A 24,273-nucleotide genomic window follows, 5' to 3' on the forward strand; every position below is an offset into this window, starting at 1 on the left:
GACCTGTTCAAGCACGGGCTCGGGTATGACAGCTAGTCCAGCTCGCGCAACGGGGCGGTCCGGTCGCCGCCGACGTCTCCGGTGTTGACCGTGCCCTGCGGCTCGAACAGGATCGCGTGGACCTCGCCCACCGCCTTCGGACAGTGCTCGACGCCCCGCGGCACGACGAACACGTCGTTCGGATTCAGGACGACATCACGATCACGGAGCTGGATGACGAGCTGCCCGCTCACCACCAGGAACAGCTCATCGGTTTCCGGGTGCGAGTGCCAGACGAACTCGCCCTGCAGCTTGACGACCTTGACGTCGTAGTCGTTGATGCTGGCCAGCCGATGCGGCTGCCAATGCTCCGCGACCGCAGAAAGGGCGTCGTGCACGTTGCGAACATCGTCTGTCATGCCCTGAGCCTAGGTCGCTCCGCCTCGATCGCGCGTCGCACTCCGACGGAGAAGGGAGTGGGAGCGATGCCGAAGCGCTGCTCGAAGGCGGAGGAGTCGAACAGGTACGGATGCTCGTACTGGTACCCCATCTCCAGGGTCTCCCGCGCCTCGCGGTCGACGAGGGCGGCGAGGCGCAGGAGACCCCGGGTCAGAACCCGCGCGCGACCGGGCCCTCCTGCGGCGATGTCGATGTAGTCGACGCCGCGGAGGGCTTCCGCCGTCGGCAGATGCCAGACGCCTGTCTCACTCGAGCGGCCGAGCGCCGCCAGCCCGCTGCCGATGTCGGGCGTGTACGTCATCGAATGCGCCAATCCTGCGTCGAAGAGCCACCGCCCCGCGCGTCCGCGGCCCAGCGCGTCGATCACCAGCCGATTGAACACGCTCGTGCGCGCGCCGGGCCCAAAGAAGTCGGCGGCCACACCCACGACGACGTTCGGGAAGGACAGCAGCAGCTCCCTCGCCTCGGCACGGACCCGGCCCTTGCGGCTGATCGGCCGCAGGGGCGTGTCCTCGCGCATCGGCCCCTGCACTCGGCCGTAGGCGTAGACGTTGTCAAGGTAGATCAGCCGCGCGCCGGCGTCCCGCGCCGCCACTGCCGCATTCCGCACGATCACCGGCCACTCCCGCGCCCAGACCGTGTGGTCGTACCGGAGGCCGGCCACGAGGTGCACCACGTCGGCTCCTGCAACGGCCGCGCGGGTCTGCGCGGCGTCGAGGAGATCCGCCTGCCGCGTCTGCACGCCGTCCGGCACGACGACGGGGCCCCGCGCGACGGCGACCACCTCGTCGGCGTCGCCGGCGAGCGCCGCGACGGTCTCCTGCCCGATCACCCCTCTGGCGCCGAGCACGACGTGGACGCTCATGCCCCCGCCCCCGCTCCGCCTGTCCAGCGCAGGTCGAACAGCTCATCGGCGTTCCCCGCGCGCACAGTCCGGGTCTGGGCCGCAGTGAGCACCGCGTCGTGCTGCGCCACGTCGGCGAGGAGTTCTCCGGCCGACTGGAACGGATAGTCGGTGCCGAGCATCAGCCGGTCGGCGCCGAGCACCTCCGCCGCGGCCCGCAGCGCCGCCGGGTTCACGTGCGTCACGGTGTCGAACCAGGCCCGCCGCGCAGCGACGTCCGGGGCTTCGGGGGCATCAGGGGCTTCCCAGGGCTGCTGGGCCCGCATCCGGGGAAGGAGCATCGGCAGCGCACCGCCGAGATGCGTGCCGATGACCTTCATGTGCGGGAACCGCGCGAGGTGCCCGGTGAGGAGCAGATCGGCCATCGCGATCGTGTCCTCGATCGGCGCTCCGACCGCCCAGCGCATCGGGCGTTGTGCGATCAGCGGGCTGCGCGCATCCGCGCCGACCGGGTGGATCAGCACCGTGGCCGACCGGGCGTCGAGCGCAGCGAAGAGCGGATCGAATGCGGGGTCGGTGAGCGCCGCGCCCAGGATGTCGGTCGTGAGCGCGACGCCGACGAAGGCCTCGTCCGCCAGCCGATCCAGCACGGCGAGAGCGTCGGAGATGTGCGGAAGCGGGAGCGCGAGGAACGCACGGAACCGGTCGGGGTGGCGCTCGACCAGCCGGGCGTACTCGTCGTTGACGTGACGAGCGGCTGCGGAGGCGGCCGCGGCGTCATCGAGGTGCGGCACGAGCGGAGTGGCGGAGAGGATCTGCAGGTCGATCCCCGCCTCGCCCATCTGCGCGAAGCGCTGAGCGAGGTCGCCCGGCTCGTCGGTCGCGCCGAGCGCCCGGTACATGTCCAACCCCGTGACGCCGGACTCCGCCAGCAGGTCGAGGTAGGCGTGCGTCCACAGGTGCGCGTGCACGTCCACGACCGGGGCGGTCATCGCGCAGCCCCCGCTCGCACCCGCGGCCGTCGATCGCGCCACGGCAGCCGCTCCTCCACCTCGGCGGCCAGCCGGAGCAGCTGCCTGTCGCGATCCCGTGCCGCCCAGAGCTGCACGCCCAGCGGCACGCCCGAGCTGTCGAGACCGCCGGGGATGCTGATCGCAGGCGTCCCGGTGACGTTGGCCGGAGAGGCGAGCGGCGCGGCCTCGAGCGACCTCATGAGCCACTCCTCCCCCGAATCGCGCTCCGCGCCGCGCCCGAACTCCCCGATCCGCGGCGCCGGGGCCAGCGTGGTCGGCGACAGCACCGCATCGACGGTGCCGAACAGTGCATCGACGCCGCGGATCAGCGTGCCGGCGTCCTCCCACGCCGCGGCCCGATCCGCGTCGGTGAGCGAGGCGCCGTACGAATGCAGCGCCGCGGTCTGCGGCTCCAGCAGCCCTGCGGGATCGCGCTGCAGCGCCGCGGCGATCGCGTCGACCCACTCCGCGGTCGTGGCGGCCCAGATCACCGCCGTCGCGTGCGCGTGCGTCGCCCAGGTGACCCCGAGGTCGACGGGGCCGGTGACGACCTCATGACCCGCATCGCGCAGCGCCTCCGCCACCGCCTCCGCCGCGCGCCACGACGCAGGGTCGACCGCCCGGGAGCCGAGAGCACCGTCGGTGAGGAGGATCCGCAGCCGCCGGTCCACGGCCGGCGCCGTGGAGTCGGCGACTGCGTCGAACAGGGTCTGGGCGTCGCGGACCGAGCGGGTCACCGCGAACGGCACGGCCAGGCCCTCGACGGGATCGGGGTCGGGAGCCCACGAGACGGCGCCACGGGTCGGCTTGAGCCCGACGAGTCCGGTGTGCGCCGCCGGCACCCTGATCGACCCCGCCGCGTCGGTCGCGTGCGCGATCGGCACCACGCCCGCGGCGACCGCTGCGGCGCTGCCGCCGCTCGACCCGCCGGGCGAGCGGTCCGGCGCGAACGGGTTGCGGGTCGCGCCGGTGGCCGTGGACTCCGTGACCACGGCCGCGGCGAACTCCGGCACGGTCGTGCGCCCGAGCGGCACGAGCCCCGCCGCCCGGAATCGGTCGACGAGCGCCGCTCGCTGCACCGGCATGAGCGAGGCGGCGAGGCGGGACCCGATCTCCATGCGACGTCCCGGGATCGGCGCGCCCATGTCCTTGAGCAGCATCGGCACACCCGCGAACGGTCCGTCGCCGAGCACCGGTTCCGGATCCGCCCAGGTCTCCACGATCGCGCCGAGCACCGGATCCACCTGCTCCGCCGCGGCGAGCGCGAGCTCCACGAGCTCCGCCGGAGTCGTCTCCCCCGCGCGGATCGCTGCGGCCGCCGCCTTCGCGTCCAGGTCGGCGTATTCGTCGAGATTCATCGTGCGTCCTTTCCGTAGTGCCCCCAGAACACGGACACCGCACCCGCGGTGACCACGGGGAGTTCCGATCGGTCGAAGTCCTTCGGCCGGAAGGTCGCGACGAGCTGCGGAGCCCCGATGCCCATCGCGATGAGCTGACGCAGCGGCAGGTCGCCGTCGGGCAGTGCGAGCAGACCCTCGCGCGCCATCATCGCGAGCGCATCGGCGAGCGGACGGTCACCGTATGCCGCGTTCGTACGCGCCCAGAGTTCGGCCAGCTGCGGGAAGCGCTCCGCCTCGCCGATCACTGTGCGGCGCAGATCGATCGTGGCGGGCTCCAGCAGCCGCTGCGCCCACGCGAGCAGGAAGGAGCGCAGAGCAGTGCGCGCCGAGTCCGCATCCGACCACGGGCCCACGTCGGGGAGGCCGGCGTACGCGGCGATGAGCGCATCGCCGACCGCATCGAGGAAGAGCCGCTCCTTGGTCTCGGCGTAGGCGTAGATCGTGGGCTTGGAGACGCCGGAACGACGCGCGATGTCATCGACAGATCCGCCGAGGAACCCGTGCTGGCGGAACTCCACGACCGCCGCGGCGCGCACGGCGACGAGGCGTTCCCTTGCGCGCGGCGTGCCGACATTCAGCTCCGGGAGTCCGCAGTCCTTGCGGAGCCCGTGATCCCGATCCGTGGTGATGGTCATGCAGAACTTAACTGATGAGTTAAGTTTCTATTCCCGCTCACGCCGAGATCCCCCCTACAAGGTCTGGCCTCAGCGCACGGCTCTGATCGGGAGCACGGCGAGTCCGCCCAGGGCGCCGAAGACGATCGCCGCGACGAACAGTGCGGAGTAGTTCTGTCCGCCCCCGCCGATCGCGAGCAGCGGGATGGCGAGCACCGGAACGAGGACCTGCGGCACCTGATAGGACAGCGCCACGATGCCGAGATCCTTCCCGGCCTCCTCGAAGGTGGGAAGCACCTCGGTCATCATCGCGATGTCGACCGAGACGAACGATCCCTGCGCGGCGCCCACGAGCGTCATCGCCACGAGGAAGACCGGCAGGTCCGGCGCGACGGCCGCCAGCACCAGCCCGGCGGCCGACAGCAGGGCGGAGACCCAGACGATCGCCTTGCGCCGGCCCGTGCGGTCGGAGATCCAGCCGAAGACCAGGGTGGTGACGACGCTGGCGCCCGTGAAGATGAGCACGACCATCGCGAACAGCCCAGAAGCGCTCTCCTTCGGCACCCCGAGACGGTCGATGATGAAGAAGAGGAGATAGGTCGACACCGTCAGGATCGACATGGTCACGAGCATCCTGCATGCCCATGCCCAGAAGAAGTCGCGGTATCGCACGGGGTTCAGCCAGTACGTCGCCAGCACGTCGGACCATCGCCAGCGCGGCGGCCGATCGGTGCGCACGATGTCGTGCAGGCAGAAGAAGAGGATCCCGCAGAGCAGCGTCCCGATGACGCCGGGGACGACGAACCAGGTCCACTGCTCGTCGTTGGGCAGGGCCGCGACGAGCGCCGCGCCGACGACGAGCGCGATCGCGTTCGCCGCGCTCGCGGCCGCCGACACCCGTGCACGGATGCTCGTGCGGATCTGATCGGCGAGAAGCGCATGGACCGCGGCGTTGGCGGCCCCATAGCCGGTCTGCGCGATCGCCCATCCGAGGACGATCTGCCAGAGCTCGGTCGAGAAGGCGAGCACCAGCACACCCGCGAGGCCCGATACCGCGCCGACGAGGATCCATGGCCGCCGTTTGCCGAACTTCGACATCGTGCGGTCGCTGAGGCGTCCGAACAGAGGGGTGATCAGGATGACGATCACGCCCCCGATGGCCGCGACGATCGACAGCTCGACGCCCTTGGCTCCCTCGTCGGCGAAGGCGAGCATCTTGGGGATCGATGCGCCGATGAGCGTGCCGAGCACGAGGCTCAGCCCGAACCAGGCGGCGACGAAGGCGACGAGGAAGCCGCGGGGCTGCGGCGAGCCCGGGATGCCGCCCAGGACGGGCGGGCCCGAGGGATCCGCGGGCTCGAGTGTGGTTGGGGACGTCATCGTCTCCTCCTCGGAATCGGTTCAGGCCGCAGACGGTGCGGATCGGTAGGCGCGGGTGAGTTCCTGCGCGTGCTGCGCCTGCCACGCACGCGCACCGGGGAAGACGGCGGTGAGGCCGGGAGTGCCGTGGAGGTGTCCTGGACCGACGACGAGCTCCGTCTCGACGCCGGCCTCCGTCAGTCGCGCGGCGAAGGCGATCCCGCCGTCGCGGAGCGGATCGTGCTCGCCGACGAAGATCAGTGTCGGCGGGAAGCCGGAGAGGTCATCCGCGTCGAGCGGAGAGGCATCGCCGTCCACGGGCCCGTCCGGGCCGACGTACAGCCCCGCCACCCACGCGAACTCCTCGCGCCAGGGTTCTCCGGCCTGCTCCGCCGCGTGGCCCATGGGGCGCAGTGCGAGGGCGGGGACCTCGAGGGCTATGTGCACGAGCGGGAGGCTCCCGCGAAGGCGCAGCACGGTGCTCGCGGCGATCGCCGCCCCCGCGGAGTTGCCGCCGATCCCCACCCGTGCCGGATCCACGCCGAGCCGCGCACCGCCGCCGATCAGGGCTTCGAGCGCCCTGACCGCGTCGTCGCTGGCGGCCGGGTAGGGATGCTCCGGCGCGAGACCGTACTCGAGGGAGAAGATCTGCACGCCGCTGTCCAGAGCGCGGCGCGCACACAGCCGCTCATTGATCTGCTCGTCGACCGAACCGCCGAAGAAACCGCCTCCGTGCAGCCAGAGCTGGGACGGGAGGGGACCTGTCTCGCCACCACGGCGGTACCGCCGCATACGGATCGGCCCGCGAGGCCCGGGGATGACGAGGTCCTCTCGGTCCACGCCATCGGGAACCGGCAGCACCGCATCGACGGCCAGCAGATCGGAGAGCCGGCGTTCGGCGGCGCGTCGCAGGAGCGGGTCCCGGCTCTTCAGCCCGGGGAGCCCCGGCGAGATCTCCTCGATGCGGGCGATCCAGCCGAGGATGCCGGGATCGAGGGCGAGTTCGGCGGGCAGGCTCATCGCGCGACGTCCGGGTAGACGACCGGTTCGTCATGCAGCGTCCGCAGCACCGCCACGAGCTCGCGGTGCAGGTGATCCGCGGCGGGGACGTGACCCCGGTAGGTCCCCGATCCGTGACTCTGCCCGATCACGCGCAGACAGGTCGCGGGCACTCCCGCATCGGCGAGCGCCCGGGCGTAGGCCTCGCCGTCTCCGCGCAGGGCGTCGAGCTCGGCCGTGTAGATGACCGCGGGCGGAAGGCCTCGCAGGGAGGGGGCGCGCAGCGGCGAGGCGTAGGGCTCGCGGGCGGTCGCGGGATCCTTGCCGAGGTACTGGGCGATGATGCCGCGCGCGAACCGGCGGAACAGCGCCTTGGGCACGAGGGAGGACTGCGCCTCGGGTTCGAGGTGCGCGCCCGTCGTGTCCAGCAGCGGCATCTCCAGCACTTGAAGTCGCACTGGCCGGTTCTTCCGGTCCCGGTTCATCAGCGCGGTCGCCGCGGCGAGGTTGCCGCCGGCCGATCCGCCGCCCAGCGCGAGCCGGTCGGCATCCCCGCCCAGTTCGCGGGCGTGGGTCGCCGCCCATTCGAAGACCGCCCAGCACTGCTCGGGCTGGGCGGGGTAGGTCACCTCGGGCGCGTGCGAGTACTCGCCGGCCACGACGATGATCCCGGCGTCCCTGGCGCGCTCGCGGAACATCGCATCCCACCACACCCAGTCGATTCCGGCGAGCTCGAAACCTCCCCCGAAGAAGTAGACCAGGACGGGCAGCCCTGCATCTTCGGCGGCGCGTTCCGGCGTCGGCCAGTAGACCCGCAGCCGCGCGTCCGGATGCCCTGGCACGGGGATCGTGTGCTCCTCGGTGGCGGCGGGAACCGGCGCGATTCCGAGCTCTGCCGTCATCACCGGATCGAACGCGGCCGCGTTGCGCCTTCGCTCCTGCGCCGTCTTCCCCTGCGGCGGCTGCAGCGGCGCGAGCCGCCGTTCGACCGCCTCGACGAATGCGTCCATCTTCGGCCTGTTCCGCGCCATCCTGATGACCTCCCTCGGTCTCGGCACTATTGTGTGGGCATCGAAGTACTTCGATGAAGAACTTTTGCAACGAGAGGGCAAGGGCATGCGCGGATCCCCGAAGGTGACCATCTACACGGTCGCCGAGCGCGCCGGGGTGAGCATCTCGACCGTCTCGCTCGCGATCAACGCGCCGCATCGGGTGAGCGAGCAGACGCGCGTGAAGGTGATCGCCGCCGCGGGCGCACTGGGTTATCGCACGGCCTCCGCCCGTCGTCCCGTCGCGGGCATGAGGATCGCGGTCGCCGCACCGTTCACCACCTACCAGACGTACTTCCGGCGCTTCGCCGGGATGCTCCTCCGCGCCCGCGAGACCGCGATCGAGCTCGCCGCCCACGACCTCCCGTCCGCAGCCAGCGCCAAGGCGCCGCTCCTGGACGCACTGCCGGCACGCGGTGGGATCGACGGACTCATCGTGATGGGGGTGCCGTTGGGCAGCGCCGCGCTCCGGGCGAGCCGTGACGCCGCGCTCCCCCTCGTCCTCGTGGATGTGCGCCGGGCCCGTCCGGTCGGCGAGGATCCGCCGGTCGTCCTCCTCGATGACGAGGCCGGCGGACGCCTCGCCGGCGAGCATCTTCGCGCGCGCGGTCATCACCACGTCGTCTACCTGGGCGAGCCGCTCCTCTCGCGCGACTACATCGCCGCCGGACAGCTGCGCATGCGCGGCCTGTCCGACCACGTCAGGATCACCCCGATCGTGTGCGAGCTCGACGCGGATCCCACCGCACGCCTGCGCGAGGTCCTGTCCGGCGCCGATGCGCCGACCGCGATCATGGCCAACCACGACGAACTCGCCGCCCGCGCCTGGCACGGCCTGCGCGCAGAGGGCTTCTCCGTACCCGGTGACGTGGCGATCCTGGGCTTCGACGACGGCCCGCTCGCCCAAACCCTCGACCTCACGACCGTCCGTCAGCCCTTCGAGGAATCGGGCCGGCTCGCCCTTGAGATGCTCATCGACACGATCGCCCAGCCGACGAGATCGATCCAGCGGATGGAACTCGCGCCGAGTTTGATCGTGCGAACGAGTGCCTGAGCGCGGGCTCCGGTGCGGAACCGTGTCTGACCGGAGTCAGAAGACTCCGGGAACCATTCGACGCGGAGGGTTAGCCCAGCCGAACCGGTGCCCCCGGCGGGAGGTTTCGCACCTGCTCGTGGATCTGCCCCGCGAGATTGACGGCAACCTCGAAGTCGATGAGCTGAAGATTCGCGACTGACAGCGAGCCTCCGAGTACGGGCGGAACTCGGAAATCGTAGATCTCGTCGCCACTGGGCACTAGTCCGTTCGCCGTAGATCTCGTCGCCACTGGGCACTAGTCCGTTCGCCTCGGCTTCAGCAGCAAGGCCGACCATGAGGTACTCGTCGCGCCCGTCCTTCGTGTTGAGAATCGCGGTCAGCTCCTCGCCTGTGGAGCAGAGCTCACTCAATGAACCACCGACCACATCGAGCAGCCAATACGACTTCGGCCCCTGCATGAACACGTCACCGAAAGGGGACGTGAAGAGTGGACTCTTGTCCGCCAAGTCCAGGAAGTCCCACGACTCCAAGGCGGAAGCAACCACCAGATCAGGGAACCGCCGGATCAACTCCATGGGTCGAATCTAGACGCGGATCCAGCCGACCCTCGACTCAGGCCGCATAGAGTTCCTCGGCGGTCGTGAACGCGCGCTCCCGGAAGAACGGGTTGCGCACCGCCTCCGACATGACGAGATCGACCGGGTAGCCGAAGATCCGCTCGAGATCCTCCTTGAGACCGAAGTAGGCGTCGAACGAATCGCCGTCGTCCGTCGCGAGATCGACGAGCACATCGACATCGCTGTGCTCCGGGTCGAACCGATCCGTCACCGCGGACCCGAAGACGCGGAGGCGTCGAACACCGCGAGCCCGCGCGACGCGCGCGACCTCCTCGATGTCCACGTCGAACCTCAGCACCATGATCCGAGTGTAGCCACCCAGATACAACAAAACCCCCGGAAAACCGGGGGTCTCATTCAGTAGCAGGAGCGGGGCTTGAACCCGCGACCTCACGATTATGAGTCGTGCGCTCTGACCAGCTGAGCTACCCTGCCGCACGGCATCCGCATGGATACTGCGAGCCCCGAGTCAGGATTGAACTGACGACCCCTTCCTTACCATGGAAGTGCTCTGCCACTGAGCTATCGGGGCGTATGCCCTCAGAGGGCAACCAGACGAGAATACCAAAGAAACGGCGCGCCACCGAATCGAGGCGACTCCTTCGTCACACGGGCGTGTCCGCCTTCGGGTCCGTCGATCTCAGGCGGCGTCGAGGATCCTGCGGCGCAGTTCCGCGACGAGCTCGGCACCTCCGGCGAGGTTCAGCCGGCGTGCGACATCGGGGCCCTCGGGGCGGAGGAAGACCCCGCCGGCCTCCTGGACCAGCAGCGCTCCTGCCGCGTAGTCCCACGGGCTCAGCCCGCGCTCGAAGTAGCCGTCGAGACGGCCCGCCGCGACGTACGCCAGGTCGGTCGCGGCGCTGCCTCCGCGGCGCAGGTCGCGGGCGATGGGCATCACGCGGCCGACCGTGGCGAGGTCTCCGGCGTGCGTGCTCGGGTCGTAGCCGAAACCGGTCGCGAGCAGGGCGCCGGCGGGCCCGGGCTCGGCGACGCGGAGGCGCTCGCCGTTCCGGAAAGCGCCCTCGCGGCGCACCGCGGAGAAGGTCTCCCCCACGACCGGGGACTGAACGACTCCGGCGAGCGCGGTCCATTCGTCGGGATCGCTGCCGCCTTCGACGGCCGCGATGCTCACCGCGTACAGCGGGATCCCGGAGGCGTAGTTGACCGTCCCGTCGATCGGATCGACGACCCACGTGATGCCGGTGGATCCGTCTCCGCCGCCCGACTCCTCGCCGAGGAAACCGTCACCGGGACGCTCTGCACTCAGGCGCGCACGGATCAGAGCCTCCACCTCGCGGTCGGCCTCGGTGACGATGTCGGCCAGCGACGACTTGCTCGCCGCGATCGACACGCCTTCCGCGCGCCGGCGCTGCGCCAGCTCCCCGGCCTCGCGGGCGATCTCGATCGCGAGGTCGCGGAGCTCTGCAGCGGTCACTGAGCGGCCGGGGCCGTCGGCGCGGCCGGGGGCGCGGCGGGCGGAGCCGGCGGGAACTCGGGAGCGACCGCCGCCGGCGGCGCGGCCGGATCCGTGTCGGCCGCGGAGGATTCCGCGTGCAGCGGACCCGTCAGGCCGTGGCCACCGGTGGTCGGTTGCGCTGCACCGTCGGTCGCGGGCTGCGCGGGCTCCGGGATCGCCGGTGCGGCCTGGACCGGAGCGGGGGCGGCTGGCTGACCGGGCACGCCGAGCTGTGCCATGGCGGCCTCGGTCGCGGACTGCGTGGGCACGGGCGGGATCGGCGCAGGAGCCTGTCCCGGGATCGTCGCCCCCGGCGAGGGCACGCCCGTGTAGTACGCGTTCCAGTCCGGGCTGCCGTCGGCGAAGAACGGCAGAGGAGTACGGCCGTCGGCGTAGGTGGGCCACGGCTGCGGCTCGGCCGCGGGGTACGCGACCGAGCCCGGCGCAGCGTACGCCACTAGGGCGGGCGCGGCAGGGGCCGGCTTCTTCGGAGCGAACAGCGCGTTCAGCAGCGGGATCAGCATCGTGCCGACGGCGGTGAGGATCGTGAGCGCGACGACGATCCGCCAATACAGCTCGTCGTAGTGGAAGGTGTGCGGGAATGTCAGGTAGAAAACCAGCATCACGACGAGGCCCGCGAGGAACGCGTACGTCACCCACACGATCGCGCGCGTGAACGTGGTCTCGTGCCGGGCGGCCGCCTTCTGGAACAGGCGCACGTGCAGCAGCGCGAGCTGCAGGATCCCGACCACGAGCACGAGCTGGAAGAAGCGCTCCACGCCCCCGAAGTAGGAGTCGTCGGGCAGCCAGATCTTCACGGCGCCCACCAGCAGGGCGATGATCCAGGACAGCATGCTGAGCAGCGCGAGCCAGTCCTGCCGGTTCGGCGCCAGGCTGGCCTCGAGGATCGCGATCGCCGCGAAGCCCGCGAGCAGCACGATCGTGAGGAACGCACGGCCGATCAGCCCCTGCTGGTCTCCGATGAGCACCCACACGACGCACACGAGCGCGGCGGCGATGAGGGCTCCGATCGCGATCCAGATCGCGCCGCGGATGAGCAGTGAGGTGTTCGGCCCCGATTTGGCCGGTGTCGTCGTGTTCGCCATGGGATCCCCCGTCTGTGGTGCTCTCATCCTCGCACGCACCGGCGCGCGTGCCACGGGCGATCCACGATCAGGGGAGAAGTCACCGGGGTGGAGCGCTGTGGAGGCCGATGCCGCGCCGGGCACTGACCCCTCGAGGCAGTCGCAGTGAGCGGTCAGCGCCCGGAGGACCGCTTCGCGAATGCCGCGATGAGACCCTGCGCCTCCGCACCGCCGAACGCCGCAGCGATCGTGCGGGCCTCCTCGTCCAGCTGCTCGGGGAAGGTGCGCTCCGCGCGGGAGCGGATCAGGCGCTTCGCCTGCCCGTACGCGCCGAACGCCCCGGACAGCCAGAACCGCGCGACCTCCTCCGCCCTGGTGCGCACGGCGGCGGCGATCGTCGCCGCGTCGCCCTCGCCCACCGCTTCGGCGGCGATGCCCCATTCGACTGCTTCCGAGGCCGTGAGCATGCGATCCGTGAGCAGCAATTGCAGGGCGCGTCGCTCGCCGACCGTCGCGGCGAGCTGGGCGCTGACCGAGAGGTCCGGCGTGAGGCCGACGTTCGCGTAGAGGCTGCCGAAGCGCGAATCGGATCCGACGACCGCGTAATCGCTCGCGAGCAGGATCCCCAGGCCTCCGCCGGCGGTCGTGCCGTGCGCGGCCGCGACGACCGGAACGGAGGAGGACGTCAGCGTCGAGATGCCGGAGTGGATGACCTGCGCGAGCCGTTCGATCTCGTCGTTCCCGCCCATGCCCGTCGCCATGTCGATCACGTCGCCGCCCGCGCAGAACGCGCGGCCTTCGCCCTCGATCAGGATCGCGCCCACCGCGCTGTCGCCTACGGCGGCCGCCGTCGCATCCGCCCACGCATGCGCGAGCTCGGCGTTGAACGCGTTCAGCCGCTGCGGACGGTTCAGCGTGATCCGGGCGAGACCGTCCTCGACGCGGTAGAGCAGGGGGTCGGACATGGTGCTCCTTCGGGATCGGCGGTGATCGCGCGGCTGTCAGGCCGCTCGGTCAGCCTACCCGCGCCACGCCTCTCCGTGGCACCGAGTCTCAGGAAACTTGAGCCTGAGGATCATTCCGTTCGGCGCGACGGATGCACGATCCGGGAACGGATGCACGACGGATCCGCCGTTTCGATCATGCATCCGTGTCACGATCGTGCATCCGTCGCATGCTCGAGCGCATCCGTCGCAGGCTCGAGCGCAGGCCCGCACCCGCAAGCACCGCCAGGCCCGTGGCCTCAGACCTCGCCGAGCACAGAGGCGACGAAGGAGTACACGCGCCGATGCGTGCCGTCCAGGCGGCGGTCGACATGCTGCTCCGCGCGGATCTCGTTGGGCGCGAGCGGAGGAACGATCCGCACGCTCTCGTGGCACGAGAGGTCCGCGCAGATGTAGGTGCCCACCACGGAACCCTTGCGCCCCTCCTCCCCCGCGCGGCGCGCGGCGAACAGGGCGACCTGATTGCCGGGCTGCATCGTGTGGCAGAGGTTGCACATGCCGGAGCGCGCACGGGTCGGATCCGCCGCGCGCAGCACGATCCCGACGGCCTCGCCGTCCTGCTCGATCAGGATGTAGCCCTTACGGGATGCGATCGGATCCCGCCAGGCGAAGAAGTCGAGGTAGTCCCACTCCGCGAGGAGCAGGTCGTGCGGCATCGCGATGTCGGCGACCTCGTCGAGCTCCGCGTTGCGGAACGACGCCCGGATCTGGTGTTCGGTGAGGGCACGCATGACGACCAGTCTAAGAAGCCGGTCACGGCGCCGGGCTCATGCGGCCACGCGTCAGGGACGCCACGAAGCAAATAGTCGTCGGGGGCCGGAGAGCCTGCCCCCGCGGTGAGGGTGAGGTGCGACGGATCGCCTCACCCTCACCGCAGGATGGGTCTGACCTAGCAGGCGGCGCCTCGGGTCCAGGCGAACCAGTCGGTCTCCTTGAACCCCGGCGCGCTGGTGCGCTCGTGCCACGAATCAGCGGTGACGACCTGGGTGTCCAGAAGCTCGTCGCCGTTGTAGAGGTTGCCGCTGCCGGTGAGGATGCCCTTCCACCCGACGACCTTCGCACCGGGGCCGAAGTTCGTCACCCACGTGGTCTTGCTCGCACCCGTCCCGAACGCCTGCGAGACACCGGTTCCGTCCCCCTGCACGTAGGTGACCAGGTCGGCTTCGCCGGTGTTCCGGGTCGTGTGCTGCCCCTCCGCGGACGTGACGTTCTGCGCGATCAGCTGGTTCTGGTAGTACAGATCACCGTTGGGGCGCAGCGAGAAGTTCCAGCCGATCGCCTTCGCATCCCCCGTCGGGGTCGCGAAGTTGTTCGCCGCGGTCCAGACGCCCGCGCCGCTCTTCTTCCCGGTGTGCACCCCTGTGGAGGTGACGAAAGTGGCGTAGTCGAAGACGGTGCCTGCGGAGTCGACCTCGTGCTGGACCACCGCGGAGGTGACCCCTGTGGCGACCGTGGTCCCCGTGATCGACAGGTCTCCGTTCGGGTAGAGGAAGGAGTTCCAGCCGACGACCTTGGTGCCGGCCGGGACCCCGGTCTGCACGACCGTGCCGTTGAGCTGGCCTCCGCCCTCGGACGTCCATGTCTTTCCGGTGCCGTCGCTGGTGAGGTAGGTGAGGATGTCGATCTCGCGGACCGGGTTCGGCGCGAGCTGCGTGTAGTGGTGCGCGGCGATGTCGACGACGCCGGTGTCGACCACGGAGTAGCCGGAATCCTGGTGGTACGTGTACAGCGTCCCGTCAGGGCCGAGAAACACATCCCACGCGATCGCGGTCGAACCTTCGGGAATACCGCCCATGTCGCGGATCGCCATGTCCGGGTTCGATCCGTCACGGTGCACCTCGCGGCCGATCGTTCCCGTCACCGTCACCGGTACCGCCGCAGAAGGCCCGGACGGAAGCACGGTGCCGACGATCGTCGCCGCACCCGCTGTCGATCCGCCGACCGCTCCCGTCACCGTGACGACCCCTGTCGGGTCCGAGGTGAAGATCTTCGCGCCCGTGGTGTTGTCGGACCAGTGCCAGCCCGCCGGCAGCACCACCGACACCTGCGTCCCCGACAAGGGCTTGTTGCTGCTGTCGGTCACCGTGAAGGTGAGATGCTGTGCCGGGCTGCACGCACCGACGAAGTGCGGTCCGCTGCCGGGCGTGATCACCACCCCTCCCGTTGATGCGGCATGCGCCGGTGTGGCGACAGCGGCCGCGAGCACCGGCACCGACCACGCCGCGCCCTTGATGACCGTCCGCCGCTTCACGCCCTGCGCACCTGACTCCGGCGACTTCTCCGTGTAGTTCTCCATGCGTTCTTCTTTCCCCTGAACCGGAGTGCAGCGGAACCACCGCACCCTTCAGCACGAAGGAGAGGCTTCTCCGAGAAAAGTGACGCGAAGGGGTCACGGCTTCCACGTGGGCGGCGCGGGCGGGCAGACCGCGTGCCGGTGCAGCCATACCGGCCCAGCCCGGCACGACCGCGATGGCCCCACCGCTTCCGAGCACGAATGGCTGCACCGACAGGTTCCGCGAGAGCCGGGGAACGAACTCTGCCTCACCACAGTGAAAGAGCGGAGCAGCGGGAAAAGGTGACGCCGATCGCTCCGCCGACGGGGTCTGCCATTGCCGACGCCAGTTACGCAGGGGGCTATCGCGGCTCGAAGAGTGCGAGCTCAGCGCGGGTCTCATGCGTCAGGATCTCGTCTGCCACCGCATCGCCGATGACCGACGCGAGCGTGACCCCTGGATGGGCGACCGCGACGTACAGGCCCGGAACTCCGGTGTAGCCGACACTCGGATCGCCATCGGCAAGCATCGGGCGCCACCCGATGTCGACGCCCACCAGTCGTGTCTCGGCCGCACCGGTGAACGACTCCACGAACAGACGTTGCGCAGCCTCGCCAATCCGCGTGAGTGCCGCCATCGACGACTCCCCGTCGTGGTCGACGGGCATCAGCACCATTCCGTCGCGACTCTGGCGCGCCTCGAATAGATCGTTGGCGACGATTCCTGTGACGATGCCCACCGGGGCCTGAAGTCGAACCATCACGGAGGGGCTCGACACCATGGGCAGAACGAAGCCGGCCGAGGCGCAGAGAGCGGTCGACCCGGTCCCCGCAGCCACGACCACCGTCGAGGCTGCCAGCGTCTCCGAGCCAAGCATCACGCCGACAACCGTCCCGTCATCCGCGCAGACCAATCGGGTGACCGGGGTACCGAGCCTCACTTTCGCTCCGGCCTGTTGAGCCGCACGGATCAAGCTCTCCGTAGCAGAAGTGGCGTCCACCCACCCGTCACCCGACCGGAATTCGGAGCGGGACGGTGGCGACACCAGATTCGGCTCTCGCACTGCAGCGTCGTCGCTCAGCACAGCATCATCGCCGGAGAAGAACTCGCCCCAGACGACAGCACCGCACCAGTGAACGTCGAGTTCGGGCACCTCTTTCCGAAGCCGCTCCCAGTGCAGACGACCCAATGCTCGCAGCTCGCCTGCAGGGCTGACATCTCCGGGCGATCGGCCGATCCAACCGAATGAATGCCGCGTCGCCCCGAAGCCCGGAAGAGCTGCGTCAACCAGCAGTACTTCCGCGCCCTGCGAGGCAAGGTGATAGGCGATCGATGCTCCGACCACCCCTGCACCAACAACGATCACAGTGTTTGACGACATCCGCCCACGCTACACACGACGTGGACCCCGCCAGACTTCTCGCCTTCGAGGCGCACAATCCGTCGTGCTGCTCGAACGTCTCGAGGAGAGCCGTCGGATGCCGCCGGCGCCGATCCGGCGACATCGGCGCTCGGATCCTCGTCAACCTCGCAGCGCATGATCTCGAAGCAGCGTCCGCCGCCGCAACCGCCAACGATACGGTGCAAGACAAGGTGCAGACGCCGGAGGGGCTGGCACCTGATGCGGTGCCAGCCCCTCCGTTTCCCGTGGAATTCCGCGGCTGTGGCAAGTGAGGGATTCGAACCCCCGAAGCATTACGCGGCTGATTTACAGTCAGCTCCCTTTGGCCGCTCGGGCAACTTGCCAATGCACGCCCGTCCCGCTTTTCCAGCCGACCGGGGGCGCGAAGATCAAGCATACCCGGCGGATCCGGTCACGAGAAATCGAGCGGGCCGAGCGGATCCACGGGGGCCTCAGCGCGCGGCGAGTCCCCCGGTCGACGCCCTCACGACGAGCTCGGGCTGGAACACGACATGGTCGTTCACCGCCGTGGAATCGTCGGCGATCCGCATGAGGAGGTCGACGGCGGTCGAGCCGATGAGCGCCGCCGGCTGACGCACCGAGCTCAGCGGGATGACCGCCGAGGACGCGAAGTCGATGTCGTCGTAGCCGATCAGCGCGATGTCCTCCGGCACCCGCACGTCGCCGGTCATCACGAGCGCCTGCAGCAGGCCGAGGGCGAGGAGATCGTTGGCCGCGAACACCGCGTGCGGCCTCGCCGACGGCGCCCGTTCCAGGATCCGGTGCCCCGCATCCCGGCCCGCCTCGACCGTCAGCGCGTTCGTGCCGATGAACTCCACGGTGGCGTCGTCCCGGTCTGCGACGGCCCGCTGCGCACCCTCGAGGCGGTCGGACACCTGACGGAGCGAGAGCGGCCCGCCCACGAACGCGACCCTGCGGCGCCCGATCGCACAGAGGTGCTCCACGGCGATCCGCCCGCCGCTCACGTCGTCGACCGCGACGGAGGGGAAGCCCCCGTCCTGCGATTCGCGATCGACGAGGACCGTGGGCATGCCGCGTTCGCGGAGCCGCTGCAGGCGGGGCAAGGACTCCGCGACGGGCGTGATCAGCACCCCGTGCACGCGCTGCTGCTCGAAGAGGTCGATGTGCGCCCGTTCCCGGTCGGCCTTCTCATCGCTGTTCGCGACCAGGACCGTGAGGCCGTGCTCGGCCGCGCGCTCCTCGACGCCCCGCGCGACGTCGGCGAAGAACGGGTTGCGCGCATCCAGCACTACCAGGCCGATGCTGTTGCTGCGGCCCGCGCGCAATTGCCGCGCCGCGTCGTTGCGCACGAAGCCCAGCCTGCTGATCGCATCCTGGACGCGCGCGACCGTGGCCGCCGCGACGCGTTCCGGCCGGTTCAGGACGTTGGAGACCGTCCCCACCGAGACCCCGGCCGCTTCCGCGACGTCTTTCACGCTCGCCGACATCGTTCCTCCCGCTCCGACTCTATCCACTGCCGGAGCCTCGCCTCTGAAACGAATCACTGGGATCGGCAATGGGCCGTGGCCTTACCTCTTGACGGCTGTTTGAACAGTATCGTACTGTGATTCACAGATGATTGAATCGATTCATACTTGACGCCCTCGCACAGAGAGGGCTACCGACCGACACGTTCGGAGAGAGGGGATCATGACCCGCCACTGCTTCGAACTCCGCATCAGGCCCGAGCTCCTCGACGACTACATCGCCCGCCACACCCCGGTGCGGCCGGAGATGCTCGCCGAGATCGCCGCTGCAGGCCGGCGCAACTACTCGCTGTTCCTCGCCGAAGGCGGCCGACTCGTCGGCTACTACGAGACCGACGACGACGCGGCGGCGCAGGCCTACCTCGCCGCATCCCCGATCGCCGCGCGCTGGGAGGCCGAGATGGCGCCGTACTTCCTCGGCCTCGACGGGCGGCCCGATCAGGCCGCGACCGCACTCACCGAGATCTTCCACCTGGCCGATCAGCTCGACGCTGCACGCCGCTCGCCCGTTCCCGAAGAAAGCACCGCATCATGACAACGCTCTCCCCCGAGATCCTCGCCGAGCTCGAGAAGCAGTCGATCGAACTGCCCAGCTGGGCGTTCGGAAACTCCGGCACGCGCTTCCGGGTCTTCGGCACGCCCGGCACGCCCCGCGACCCGTACGAGAAGATCGCCGACGCCGCCCAGGTGCACGCGCACACCGCGCTGGCACCGATCGTGGCGCTGCACATCCCGTGGGATCTCGTCGACTCCTACGACGACCTGCGCCGGCACGCGGAGGACCTGGGGGTGATCCTGGGCACCGTGAACTCGAACACGTTCCAGGACGAGGACTACAAGTTCGGCGCCCTCACCCACGAGGACGACCGGATCCGGCAGAAGGCGATCGATCACCACTTCGCCTGCATCGACGTGATGCACGCGACCGGATCCCGGGATCTCAAGATCTGGCTCGCGGAGGGATCCAACTACCCGGGGCAGAACGACATGCGCGCCCGGCAGGACCGCCTGCAGGACTCGCTGCAGCGGATCTACGCACGCCTCGGCGACGCGCAGCGCCTGGTGCTGGAGTACAAGTTCTTCGAGCCGGCGTTCTATCACACCGACGTGCCGGACTGGGGGACGAGCTACGCCCAGGTCGCCGCGCTCGGCGAGCGGGCGATGGTGTGCCTGGACACCGGCCACCACGCCCCCGGCACCAACATCGAGTTCATCGTGATGCAGCTGCTGCGCCTCGGCAAGCTCGGCTCTTTCGACTTCAACTCGCGCTTCTACGCCGACGACGACCTCATCGTGGGCGCGGCGGATCCCTTCCAGCTGTTCCGGATCATCTCCGAGGTGATCCGCGGCGGCGGGTTGAACAACCCCGACGTCGCCTTCATGCTCGACCAGTGCCACAACATCGAGGCGAAGATCCCCGGACAGATCCGCTCGGTGCTGAATGTGCAGGAGATGACGGCGCGCGCACTGCTGATCGACCGCGAGGCGCTGGCCGCCGCGCAGCGTGCGGACGACGTGCTGGCCGCTAACGCCGTGCTGATGGACGCGTTCTACACCGACGTGCGCCCCGCGCTCGCCGCCTGGCGCGAGGAGCGCGGCCTGCCCGCCGACCCGATGGCGGCGTTCCTCGCCTCCGGCTATCTGGAGCGCATCTCCGCCGAGCGCGTCGGCGGAGCCCCGGCCGGCTGGGGCGCCTGAGCGCGCTCCCCCGCAACCGTCCGAGACCCTGCACGATCACCGCATCCAAGGAAGAGACATGACCTCCCCCACCGCCGCCGCGCTGATCGCGCGCAGCAACCGCCTGGGCGCCGACCCGAAGAACACGAACTACGCGGGAGGGAACACCTCCGCGAAAGGCACGGACACGGATCCCGTCACGGGGCGGCCCGTCGAGCTGCTCTGGGTGAAGGGCTCGGGCGGCGACCTCGGCACGCTCACCGCGCAGGGGCTGGCCGTGCTGCGGCTCGACCGCCTGCGCGCGCTCCAGGACGTGTACCCGGGAGTGGACCGCGAGGACGAGATGGTCGCCGCGTTCGACTACTGCCTGCACGGGAAGGGGGGAGCCGCGCCGTCGATCGACACCGCCATGCACGCGCTCGTCGACGCGGCGCACGTCGACCACCTGCACCCCGACAGCGGCATCGCGATCGCGACCGCGGCGGACGGGGAGGCGCTCACGGCGGCGATCTTCGGCGGCCGGGTGGCGTGGGTGCCGTGGCGGCGCCCCGGATTCCAGCTGGGGTTGGACATCGCCGCGATCAAGGCCGCGAACCCCGACGCGGTGGGCTGCATCCTCGGCGGGCACGGCATCACGGCGTGGGGCGACACGTCCGAGGAGGCCGAGGCCCACTCGCTCTGGATCATCGAGACCGCCGCCGCCTACATCGCCGAGCACGGGAAGGCCGAGCCGTTCGGCGGCGTCCGTGCCGGGTTCGAAGCCCTGCCCGCGGCCGCGCGCCGCGAGCGCGCTGCGGCCCTCGCCGGCACGATCCGCGGCATCTCCTCGACCGACCGCCCCATGGTCGGGCACTTCACGGACGCCGACGTCGTGCTCGACTTCCTCGCCGCCGAGAAGGCTCCGGCGCTCGCCGCGCTCGGCACCAGCTGCCCCGATCACTTCCTGCGCACCAAGGTCAAGCCGCTCATCCTCGACCTGCCCGCGACGGCGACAGCCGAGGAGCAGATCGCGCGCCTGCACGAGCTGCACGCCGCGTACCGCGCGGACTACCAGTCGTACTACGACGCGCACGCCACCGCCGGCAGCCCCGCGATCCGCGGCGCGGATCCGCTCATCGTGCTCGTCCCGGGCGTCGGCATGTTCTCCTACGGCGCGAACAAGCAGACCGCGCGCGTGGCGGGCGAGTTCTATGTCAACGCGATCAACGTGATGCGCGGCGCCGAGGCGCTTTCGACCTACTCCCCCATCTCGGACGCCGAGAAGTTCCGCATCGAGTACTGGGCGCTCGAGGAGGCGAAGCTGCAGCGCATGCCGAAGCCCAAGACCCACCAGGGCCGCATCGCGTTCGTGACCGGGGCCGCCTCCGGGATCGGCAAGGCCATCGCCACCCGTCTCGCGGCCGAGGGCGCCTGCGTGGTCGTCGCCGACCTGGATCTCGAGAAGGCCAGGGCCGCCGCGGCCGAGCTCGGGAACGCCGATGTGGCGATCGGCGTGGCCGCGAACGTCGCCGACGCCGAGGCCGTGCAGGCGGCGCTGGATGAGACCGTGCTCGCCTTCGGCGGCGTCGACCTCGTCGTGAACAACGCGGGCCTGTCGCTCTCCAAGCCCCTGCTGGAGACCACCGAGAAGGACTGGGACCTGCAGCACGACGTGATGGCCAAGGGATCCTTCCTCGTCTCGAAGGCCGCGGCGCGGATCCTGATCGATCAGAAGCTCGGCGGGGACATCGTCTACATCTCCTCGAAGAACAGCGTCTTCGCCGGCCCGAACAACATCGCCTACTCGGCCACGAAGGCCGACCAGGCCCATCAGGTGCGGCTGCTCGCGGTCGAGCTCGGCGAGCACGGCGTGCGCGTGAACGGCATCAATCCCGACGGCGTCGTGCGCGGATCCGGGATCTTCGCGTCGGGCTGGGGCGCGAACCGCGCTGCGACCTACGGCGTCGCCGAGGAGGACCTCGGCCAGTTCTACGCGAACCGCACCATCCTCAAGCGCGAGGTCGTCCCCGAGAACGTCGCCGACGCGGTCTACGTGCTCACCGGTCCCGAGCTCAGCCGCACCACGGGCCTGCACATCCCCGTCGACTCCGGCGTCGCCGCCGCGTTCCTGCGTTGAGCGCGATGCACGACGTACGCGGCCTGCGGATGCGCGGAGCCCTCCGAGTGCACGGCTTCGTACCGAGCGCACCGGACGTTCGCGCGGATAGGTCGTGCGCTCGACAGCTTCCCGTGCCCTCGGTGCAAGGGACGGCGAGATGAGCGCCGCGCAGACCCCCCGCGCATTCGCCGCCGTCGATCTCGGCGCCACGAGCGGACGCGTCATGATCGGCCGGGTCGGAGAGGGCCTGCTCGCGCTCGAGCAGGTGGCACGGTTCCCGAACGGGCCCGTGCGGCGCCCCGACGGCCTGCACTGGGACTTCGAAGCGCTCATGGCGCACGTCGTCGAGGGCCTCGCCGAAGCGGTGCGCCGCGAGCCCTCGATCGAGAGCATCGGCATCGACACCTGGGCGGTCGACTACGGGCTGCTCCACGACGACGCGCTCCAGGGCGAGCCGTTCCACTACCGCGACGACCGCGGCGCCCGCGGCGTCGGCATCGTGCACGCCCTGGTGCCGTTCGCCGAGCTGTACGCCCGCAACGGCCTGCAGTTCCTGCCGTTCACCACGCTCTACCAGCTCGCCGCGGACGACCGTGCGGCCGAGGCCGGGACCCTGCTGCTCGTCCCCGACCTCGTCGCCCACCGGCTCACGGGCGCCCGCGTCACCGAGCGCACGAACGCCTCGACCACGGGGCTGCTCGGCGTGCACGACCGGGAATGGGACGTCGCGCTCGCGGAACGGATCGGGATCCGCTCCGACCTGCTGCCGCCGCTCATCGACCCGGGACAGCGGATCGGGCGCCTGCTCCCGGCCGTCGCGGCGCGGATCGGGGCGGATCTGCCCGTCGTCGCGGTCGGCTCCCACGACACGGCCTCCGCGGTCGTCGCCGCCCCCCTGGCCTCCCCCTCGTCCGCCTACATCTCCTGCGGCACCTGGGGCCTGGTCGGCCTCGAGCTCGACGCCCCCGTGCTCACCCAGGCCGCGCGCGACGCGGGCTTCACGCACGAGCTCGGGGTCGACGGACGGATCCGCTTCCTGCACAACGTGACGGGACTGTGGCTGCTCACCGAGACCGTGCGTGCCTGGGAGGCCGAGGACGGCGCACCCCTCGATCTTCCGGAGCTCCTGATGCGGGCCGCTGCCGCGGACCCTCGCGTACCCGTGTTCGACGCGAACGATCCGTCGCTGAGCGCCCCCGGCGACATGCCCGCGCGCATCGGCGCCGTCGTCCGTGCCTCCGGAGCCGAGCCTCCCACCGACCGCGCCGCGTTCGTCCGCATGGTCGTCGAGTCGATCGCCCAGGCGTTCGCCGACGCCTTCGGAACCGCGGCGGAGCTCACCGGCCGGACGATCGAGGAGATCCACCTCATCGGCGGCGGATCCCTCAACCGGCTGCTCTGCCAGGCGACCGCGGATCGATCCGGCCTGCCCGTGCTCGCGGGGCCGGTGGAGGCCACCGCGCTCGGCAACGTGCTCGTGCAGGCGCGCGCGGCCGGGGTTTTCGGCGCGGATGCCTCCCTCGAGGAGCTGCGGGGCCTGGTGCTCCGCACGCAGCCGCCCGTGCGCTACGCGCCGCGGCGCTGAGCCGGCGTCGCCGCAGCCAGGCCCGGCGCGGCGCCCTTCGCAGCACCCTGGGGTCAGGTCGCGATGCGGGCGATCCGGGCTTCGAGCCCGTGCCAGTCCTGCGCCGGGGCGTGCGCGGCGGGCGGATCCGGCAGGAGCCGCACCGGCGCATGGCGGTACGTGCCCGCGACGATCGGGGCGGGCAGCAGTACCGCCGAGGGTGCAGCGGCGACGGCGGGCTGCGCGAGCCCTTCGGCCCCCGGTGCCTGCGCGTCGTCCCGCGACGACTGCGCCGCTTCGGGAGCGACCACGTCGTAACCGCTGTCCCGCGGAACGGACGACTCGGACACTTCCGCAGGCTCCGCGGGCTTCACGGATGTACCGAGCCCGAACGCGCCCAGCACCTCATCGCGCACCTCCGCGATCGTCGAGCCCTCGCGGTCGCGGAAGTCCACGATCAGGTCGGCCTCCGCCTGCGCGGCCAGCGACCGGCGGGTGTCCGTGAACCCGCTCTCGCCCCGGCGCAGCTCGACCTCGACGCCGCCGCGATCCCGCACGATCGAGCGGCGCAGCGTGCCCTCTGGCGCGGGGACGGAGACGAGGCGGATCCCTCGATCCTGCAGCGCCGTGCGGATCCTGTCGCCGTCGGCGTCCTCCGCGACCGGCGCGACGACGGTCAGCACAAGACCGTGACCGCGCAAGGACGCGGCGAGCTCCACGGCGTCGCCGGTCACGCTCTCGCGCACCCCGCCCGGATCGCGGATCTCATCGACCCGCGCCTCGCCCACGACCACCACGCGATGCTCGGTCATGCCGCCCCCATCTCCCCGGATGGCT

The 24,273-nt window shown here is 70.5% G+C and carries 23 protein-coding genes and 3 tRNA genes; 5 read left to right on the forward strand and 21 right to left on the reverse strand.

Annotated features, from left to right (window positions below):
• Positions 1-32: 32 nt before the first annotated feature.
• From RS86_RS09875 to RS86_RS09910, 8 genes are all read right to left on the reverse strand, one after another.
• Entirely contained in the window at positions 33-398 is a 366-nt protein-coding gene (locus RS86_RS09875) for a cupin domain-containing protein (protein WP_045272056.1), read from the reverse strand.
• Complete coding sequence (locus tag RS86_RS09880; RefSeq protein WP_045272057.1) at positions 395-1,303, reverse strand: NAD-dependent epimerase/dehydratase family protein; 909 nt, start codon at positions 1,301-1,303, stop codon at positions 395-397. Before RS86_RS09880 ends, RS86_RS09875 begins: the two co-directional genes overlap by 4 nt.
• Positions 1,300-2,274: an amidohydrolase family protein gene (locus RS86_RS09885; RefSeq protein WP_045272122.1), complete on the reverse strand. Its 975-nt coding sequence runs from the start codon at positions 2,272-2,274 to the stop codon at positions 1,300-1,302. The genes RS86_RS09880 and RS86_RS09885 overlap by 4 nt, the downstream gene beginning before the upstream one ends.
• The gene (locus RS86_RS09890) at positions 2,271-3,653 is read right to left on the reverse strand and encodes an amidase (protein WP_045272058.1); all 1,383 of its coding nucleotides are present in this window, start codon (positions 3,651-3,653) and stop codon (positions 2,271-2,273) included. The genes RS86_RS09885 and RS86_RS09890 overlap by 4 nt, the downstream gene beginning before the upstream one ends.
• Positions 3,650-4,330, reverse strand: a complete 681-nt coding sequence (locus RS86_RS09895; RefSeq protein ID WP_052680192.1) for a TetR/AcrR family transcriptional regulator — start codon at positions 4,328-4,330, stop codon at positions 3,650-3,652. Before RS86_RS09895 ends, RS86_RS09890 begins: the two co-directional genes overlap by 4 nt.
• 69 nt (positions 4,331-4,399) lie before the next feature.
• The gene (locus RS86_RS09900) at positions 4,400-5,689 is read right to left on the reverse strand and encodes an MFS transporter (protein ID WP_052680193.1); all 1,290 of its coding nucleotides are present in this window, start codon (positions 5,687-5,689) and stop codon (positions 4,400-4,402) included.
• 21 nt (positions 5,690-5,710) lie between these two features.
• Complete coding sequence (locus tag RS86_RS09905; protein ID WP_052680194.1) at positions 5,711-6,688, reverse strand: alpha/beta hydrolase; 978 nt, start codon at positions 6,686-6,688, stop codon at positions 5,711-5,713.
• On the reverse strand, positions 6,685-7,677 hold the full coding sequence (locus tag RS86_RS09910; RefSeq protein ID WP_235281734.1) for an alpha/beta hydrolase fold domain-containing protein: 993 nt from the start codon (positions 7,675-7,677) through the stop codon (positions 6,685-6,687). Before RS86_RS09910 ends, RS86_RS09905 begins: the two co-directional genes overlap by 4 nt.
• A 106-nt stretch (positions 7,678-7,783) precedes the next feature.
• Here RS86_RS09910 and RS86_RS09915 point away from each other — a divergent pair, with 106 nt between their 5' ends.
• Complete coding sequence (locus RS86_RS09915; protein ID WP_045272059.1) at positions 7,784-8,770, forward strand: LacI family DNA-binding transcriptional regulator; 987 nt, start codon at positions 7,784-7,786, stop codon at positions 8,768-8,770.
• 70 nt (positions 8,771-8,840) lie between these two features.
• Here RS86_RS09915 and RS86_RS21175 read toward each other — a convergent pair whose 3' ends face one another.
• The 12 genes from RS86_RS21175 to RS86_RS09970 all read right to left on the reverse strand — a co-directional run bounded on the left by RS86_RS21175 (position 8,841) and on the right by RS86_RS09970 (position 18,058).
• Positions 8,841-9,041 carry a T6SS immunity protein Tdi1 domain-containing protein gene (locus RS86_RS21175; protein WP_152642131.1) on the reverse strand — a complete coding sequence of 67 codons (201 nt, stop codon included), beginning with the start codon at positions 9,039-9,041 and terminating at the stop codon, positions 8,841-8,843.
• Positions 9,042-9,364: 323 nt separating this feature from the next.
• Positions 9,365-9,670, reverse strand: coding sequence for a nucleotidyltransferase family protein (locus tag RS86_RS09920; RefSeq protein WP_045272060.1), 306 nt, complete (start codon positions 9,668-9,670; stop codon positions 9,365-9,367).
• 60 nt (positions 9,671-9,730) lie between these two features.
• Positions 9,731-9,804: transfer RNA gene (locus RS86_RS09925), tRNA-Met, on the reverse strand.
• 25 nt (positions 9,805-9,829) lie between these two features.
• Positions 9,830-9,901 (reverse strand) — tRNA-Thr (locus tag RS86_RS09930).
• Positions 9,902-10,009: 108 nt separating this feature from the next.
• Complete coding sequence (locus RS86_RS09935; protein WP_045272061.1) at positions 10,010-10,804, reverse strand: inositol monophosphatase family protein; 795 nt, start codon at positions 10,802-10,804, stop codon at positions 10,010-10,012.
• Positions 10,801-11,931 (reverse strand): hypothetical protein, encoded by a 1,131-nt coding sequence (locus tag RS86_RS09940; RefSeq protein WP_052680195.1) that lies wholly within the window; start codon positions 11,929-11,931, stop codon positions 10,801-10,803. The genes RS86_RS09935 and RS86_RS09940 overlap by 4 nt, the downstream gene beginning before the upstream one ends.
• Positions 11,932-12,083: 152 nt before the next feature.
• Complete coding sequence (locus tag RS86_RS09945) at positions 12,084-12,875, reverse strand: enoyl-CoA hydratase/isomerase family protein (protein WP_045272062.1); 792 nt, start codon at positions 12,873-12,875, stop codon at positions 12,084-12,086.
• A 278-nt stretch (positions 12,876-13,153) separates the two neighbouring features.
• Positions 13,154-13,645 (reverse strand): FBP domain-containing protein, encoded by a 492-nt coding sequence (locus RS86_RS09950; RefSeq protein ID WP_045272063.1) that lies wholly within the window; start codon positions 13,643-13,645, stop codon positions 13,154-13,156.
• A 158-nt stretch (positions 13,646-13,803) separates the two neighbouring features.
• On the reverse strand, positions 13,804-15,210 hold the full coding sequence (locus RS86_RS09955) for a hypothetical protein (protein WP_045272064.1): 1,407 nt from the start codon (positions 15,208-15,210) through the stop codon (positions 13,804-13,806).
• Between the two features lie 338 nt (positions 15,211-15,548).
• A complete protein-coding gene (locus RS86_RS20155) occupies positions 15,549-16,568 on the reverse strand; it encodes an NAD(P)/FAD-dependent oxidoreductase (RefSeq protein WP_082076715.1) in 1,020 nt (339 codons plus the stop codon).
• Between the two features lie 283 nt (positions 16,569-16,851).
• Positions 16,852-16,933: transfer RNA gene (locus tag RS86_RS09965), tRNA-Tyr, on the reverse strand.
• A gap of 108 nt (positions 16,934-17,041) precedes the next feature.
• Positions 17,042-18,058 carry a LacI family DNA-binding transcriptional regulator gene (locus tag RS86_RS09970; protein WP_045272066.1) on the reverse strand — a complete coding sequence of 339 codons (1,017 nt, stop codon included), beginning with the start codon at positions 18,056-18,058 and terminating at the stop codon, positions 17,042-17,044.
• Positions 18,059-18,260: 202 nt separating this feature from the next.
• Between RS86_RS09970 and RS86_RS09975 the strand changes: the two genes are divergently transcribed.
• From RS86_RS09975 to RS86_RS09990, 4 genes are all read left to right on the forward strand, one after another.
• Positions 18,261-18,632, forward strand: a complete 372-nt coding sequence (locus tag RS86_RS09975) for an L-rhamnose mutarotase (RefSeq protein ID WP_045272067.1) — start codon at positions 18,261-18,263, stop codon at positions 18,630-18,632.
• Positions 18,629-19,795: an L-rhamnose isomerase gene (gene rhaI, locus RS86_RS09980; protein WP_045272068.1), complete on the forward strand. Its 1,167-nt coding sequence runs from the start codon at positions 18,629-18,631 to the stop codon at positions 19,793-19,795. The genes RS86_RS09975 and rhaI overlap by 4 nt, the downstream gene beginning before the upstream one ends.
• A gap of 58 nt (positions 19,796-19,853) precedes the next feature.
• Positions 19,854-21,890, forward strand: coding sequence for a bifunctional rhamnulose-1-phosphate aldolase/short-chain dehydrogenase (locus RS86_RS09985; protein ID WP_045272069.1), 2,037 nt, complete (start codon positions 19,854-19,856; stop codon positions 21,888-21,890).
• A 139-nt stretch (positions 21,891-22,029) separates the two neighbouring features.
• Positions 22,030-23,457: a rhamnulokinase gene (locus RS86_RS09990; RefSeq protein WP_045272070.1), complete on the forward strand. Its 1,428-nt coding sequence runs from the start codon at positions 22,030-22,032 to the stop codon at positions 23,455-23,457.
• A 53-nt stretch (positions 23,458-23,510) separates the two neighbouring features.
• Here the strand turns inward: RS86_RS09990 and RS86_RS09995 are convergent, their stop codons facing one another.
• The gene (locus RS86_RS09995) at positions 23,511-24,248 is read right to left on the reverse strand and encodes a hypothetical protein (protein WP_045272071.1); all 738 of its coding nucleotides are present in this window, start codon (positions 24,246-24,248) and stop codon (positions 23,511-23,513) included.
• Positions 24,249-24,273 lie beyond the last annotated feature (25 nt).

Source organism: Microbacterium azadirachtae, assembly GCF_000956505.1.
Classification (GTDB): domain Bacteria; phylum Actinomycetota; class Actinomycetes; order Actinomycetales; family Microbacteriaceae; genus Microbacterium; species Microbacterium azadirachtae_A.

What these genes read in the sequence shown, in the direction of transcription:
- RS86_RS09915 (WP_045272059.1), top strand. Translation starts at nt 7,784, where the DNA reads ATGCGCGGATCCCCGAAGGTGACCATCTACACGGTCGCCGAGCGCGCC.
- RS86_RS09920 (WP_045272060.1), bottom strand. Translation starts at nt 9,670, where the DNA reads ATGGTGCTGAGGTTCGACGTGGACATCGAGGAGGTCGCGCGCGTCGCG.
- RS86_RS09975 (WP_045272067.1), top strand. Translation starts at nt 18,261, where the DNA reads ATGACCCGCCACTGCTTCGAACTCCGCATCAGGCCCGAGCTCCTCGAC.
- RS86_RS09995 (WP_045272071.1), bottom strand. Translation starts at nt 24,248, where the DNA reads ATGACCGAGCATCGCGTGGTGGTCGTGGGCGAGGCGCGGGTCGATGAG.
- RS86_RS09895 (WP_052680192.1), bottom strand. Translation starts at nt 4,330, where the DNA reads ATGACCATCACCACGGATCGGGATCACGGGCTCCGCAAGGACTGCGGA.
- RS86_RS09890 (WP_045272058.1), bottom strand. Translation starts at nt 3,653, where the DNA reads ATGAATCTCGACGAATACGCCGACCTGGACGCGAAGGCGGCGGCCGCA.
- rhaI (WP_045272068.1), top strand. Translation starts at nt 18,629, where the DNA reads ATGACAACGCTCTCCCCCGAGATCCTCGCCGAGCTCGAGAAGCAGTCG.
- RS86_RS09990 (WP_045272070.1), top strand. Translation starts at nt 22,030, where the DNA reads ATGAGCGCCGCGCAGACCCCCCGCGCATTCGCCGCCGTCGATCTCGGC.
- RS86_RS09970 (WP_045272066.1), bottom strand. Translation starts at nt 18,058, where the DNA reads ATGTCGGCGAGCGTGAAAGACGTCGCGGAAGCGGCCGGGGTCTCGGTG.
- RS86_RS09985 (WP_045272069.1), top strand. Translation starts at nt 19,854, where the DNA reads ATGACCTCCCCCACCGCCGCCGCGCTGATCGCGCGCAGCAACCGCCTG.
- RS86_RS09910 (WP_235281734.1), bottom strand. Translation starts at nt 7,677, where the DNA reads ATGGACGCATTCGTCGAGGCGGTCGAACGGCGGCTCGCGCCGCTGCAG.
- RS86_RS09905 (WP_052680194.1), bottom strand. Translation starts at nt 6,688, where the DNA reads ATGAGCCTGCCCGCCGAACTCGCCCTCGATCCCGGCATCCTCGGCTGG.
- RS86_RS09945 (WP_045272062.1), bottom strand. Translation starts at nt 12,875, where the DNA reads ATGTCCGACCCCCTGCTCTACCGCGTCGAGGACGGTCTCGCCCGGATC.
- RS86_RS09885 (WP_045272122.1), bottom strand. Translation starts at nt 2,274, where the DNA reads ATGACCGCCCCGGTCGTGGACGTGCACGCGCACCTGTGGACGCACGCC.
- RS86_RS09900 (WP_052680193.1), bottom strand. Translation starts at nt 5,689, where the DNA reads ATGACGTCCCCAACCACACTCGAGCCCGCGGATCCCTCGGGCCCGCCC.
- RS86_RS09940 (WP_052680195.1), bottom strand. Translation starts at nt 11,931, where the DNA reads ATGGCGAACACGACGACACCGGCCAAATCGGGGCCGAACACCTCACTG.
- RS86_RS09880 (WP_045272057.1), bottom strand. Translation starts at nt 1,303, where the DNA reads ATGAGCGTCCACGTCGTGCTCGGCGCCAGAGGGGTGATCGGGCAGGAG.
- RS86_RS09875 (WP_045272056.1), bottom strand. Translation starts at nt 398, where the DNA reads ATGACAGACGATGTTCGCAACGTGCACGACGCCCTTTCTGCGGTCGCG.
- RS86_RS20155 (WP_082076715.1), bottom strand. Translation starts at nt 16,568, where the DNA reads ATGTCGTCAAACACTGTGATCGTTGTTGGTGCAGGGGTGGTCGGAGCA.
- RS86_RS09950 (WP_045272063.1), bottom strand. Translation starts at nt 13,645, where the DNA reads ATGCGTGCCCTCACCGAACACCAGATCCGGGCGTCGTTCCGCAACGCG.
- RS86_RS09955 (WP_045272064.1), bottom strand. Translation starts at nt 15,210, where the DNA reads ATGGAGAACTACACGGAGAAGTCGCCGGAGTCAGGTGCGCAGGGCGTG.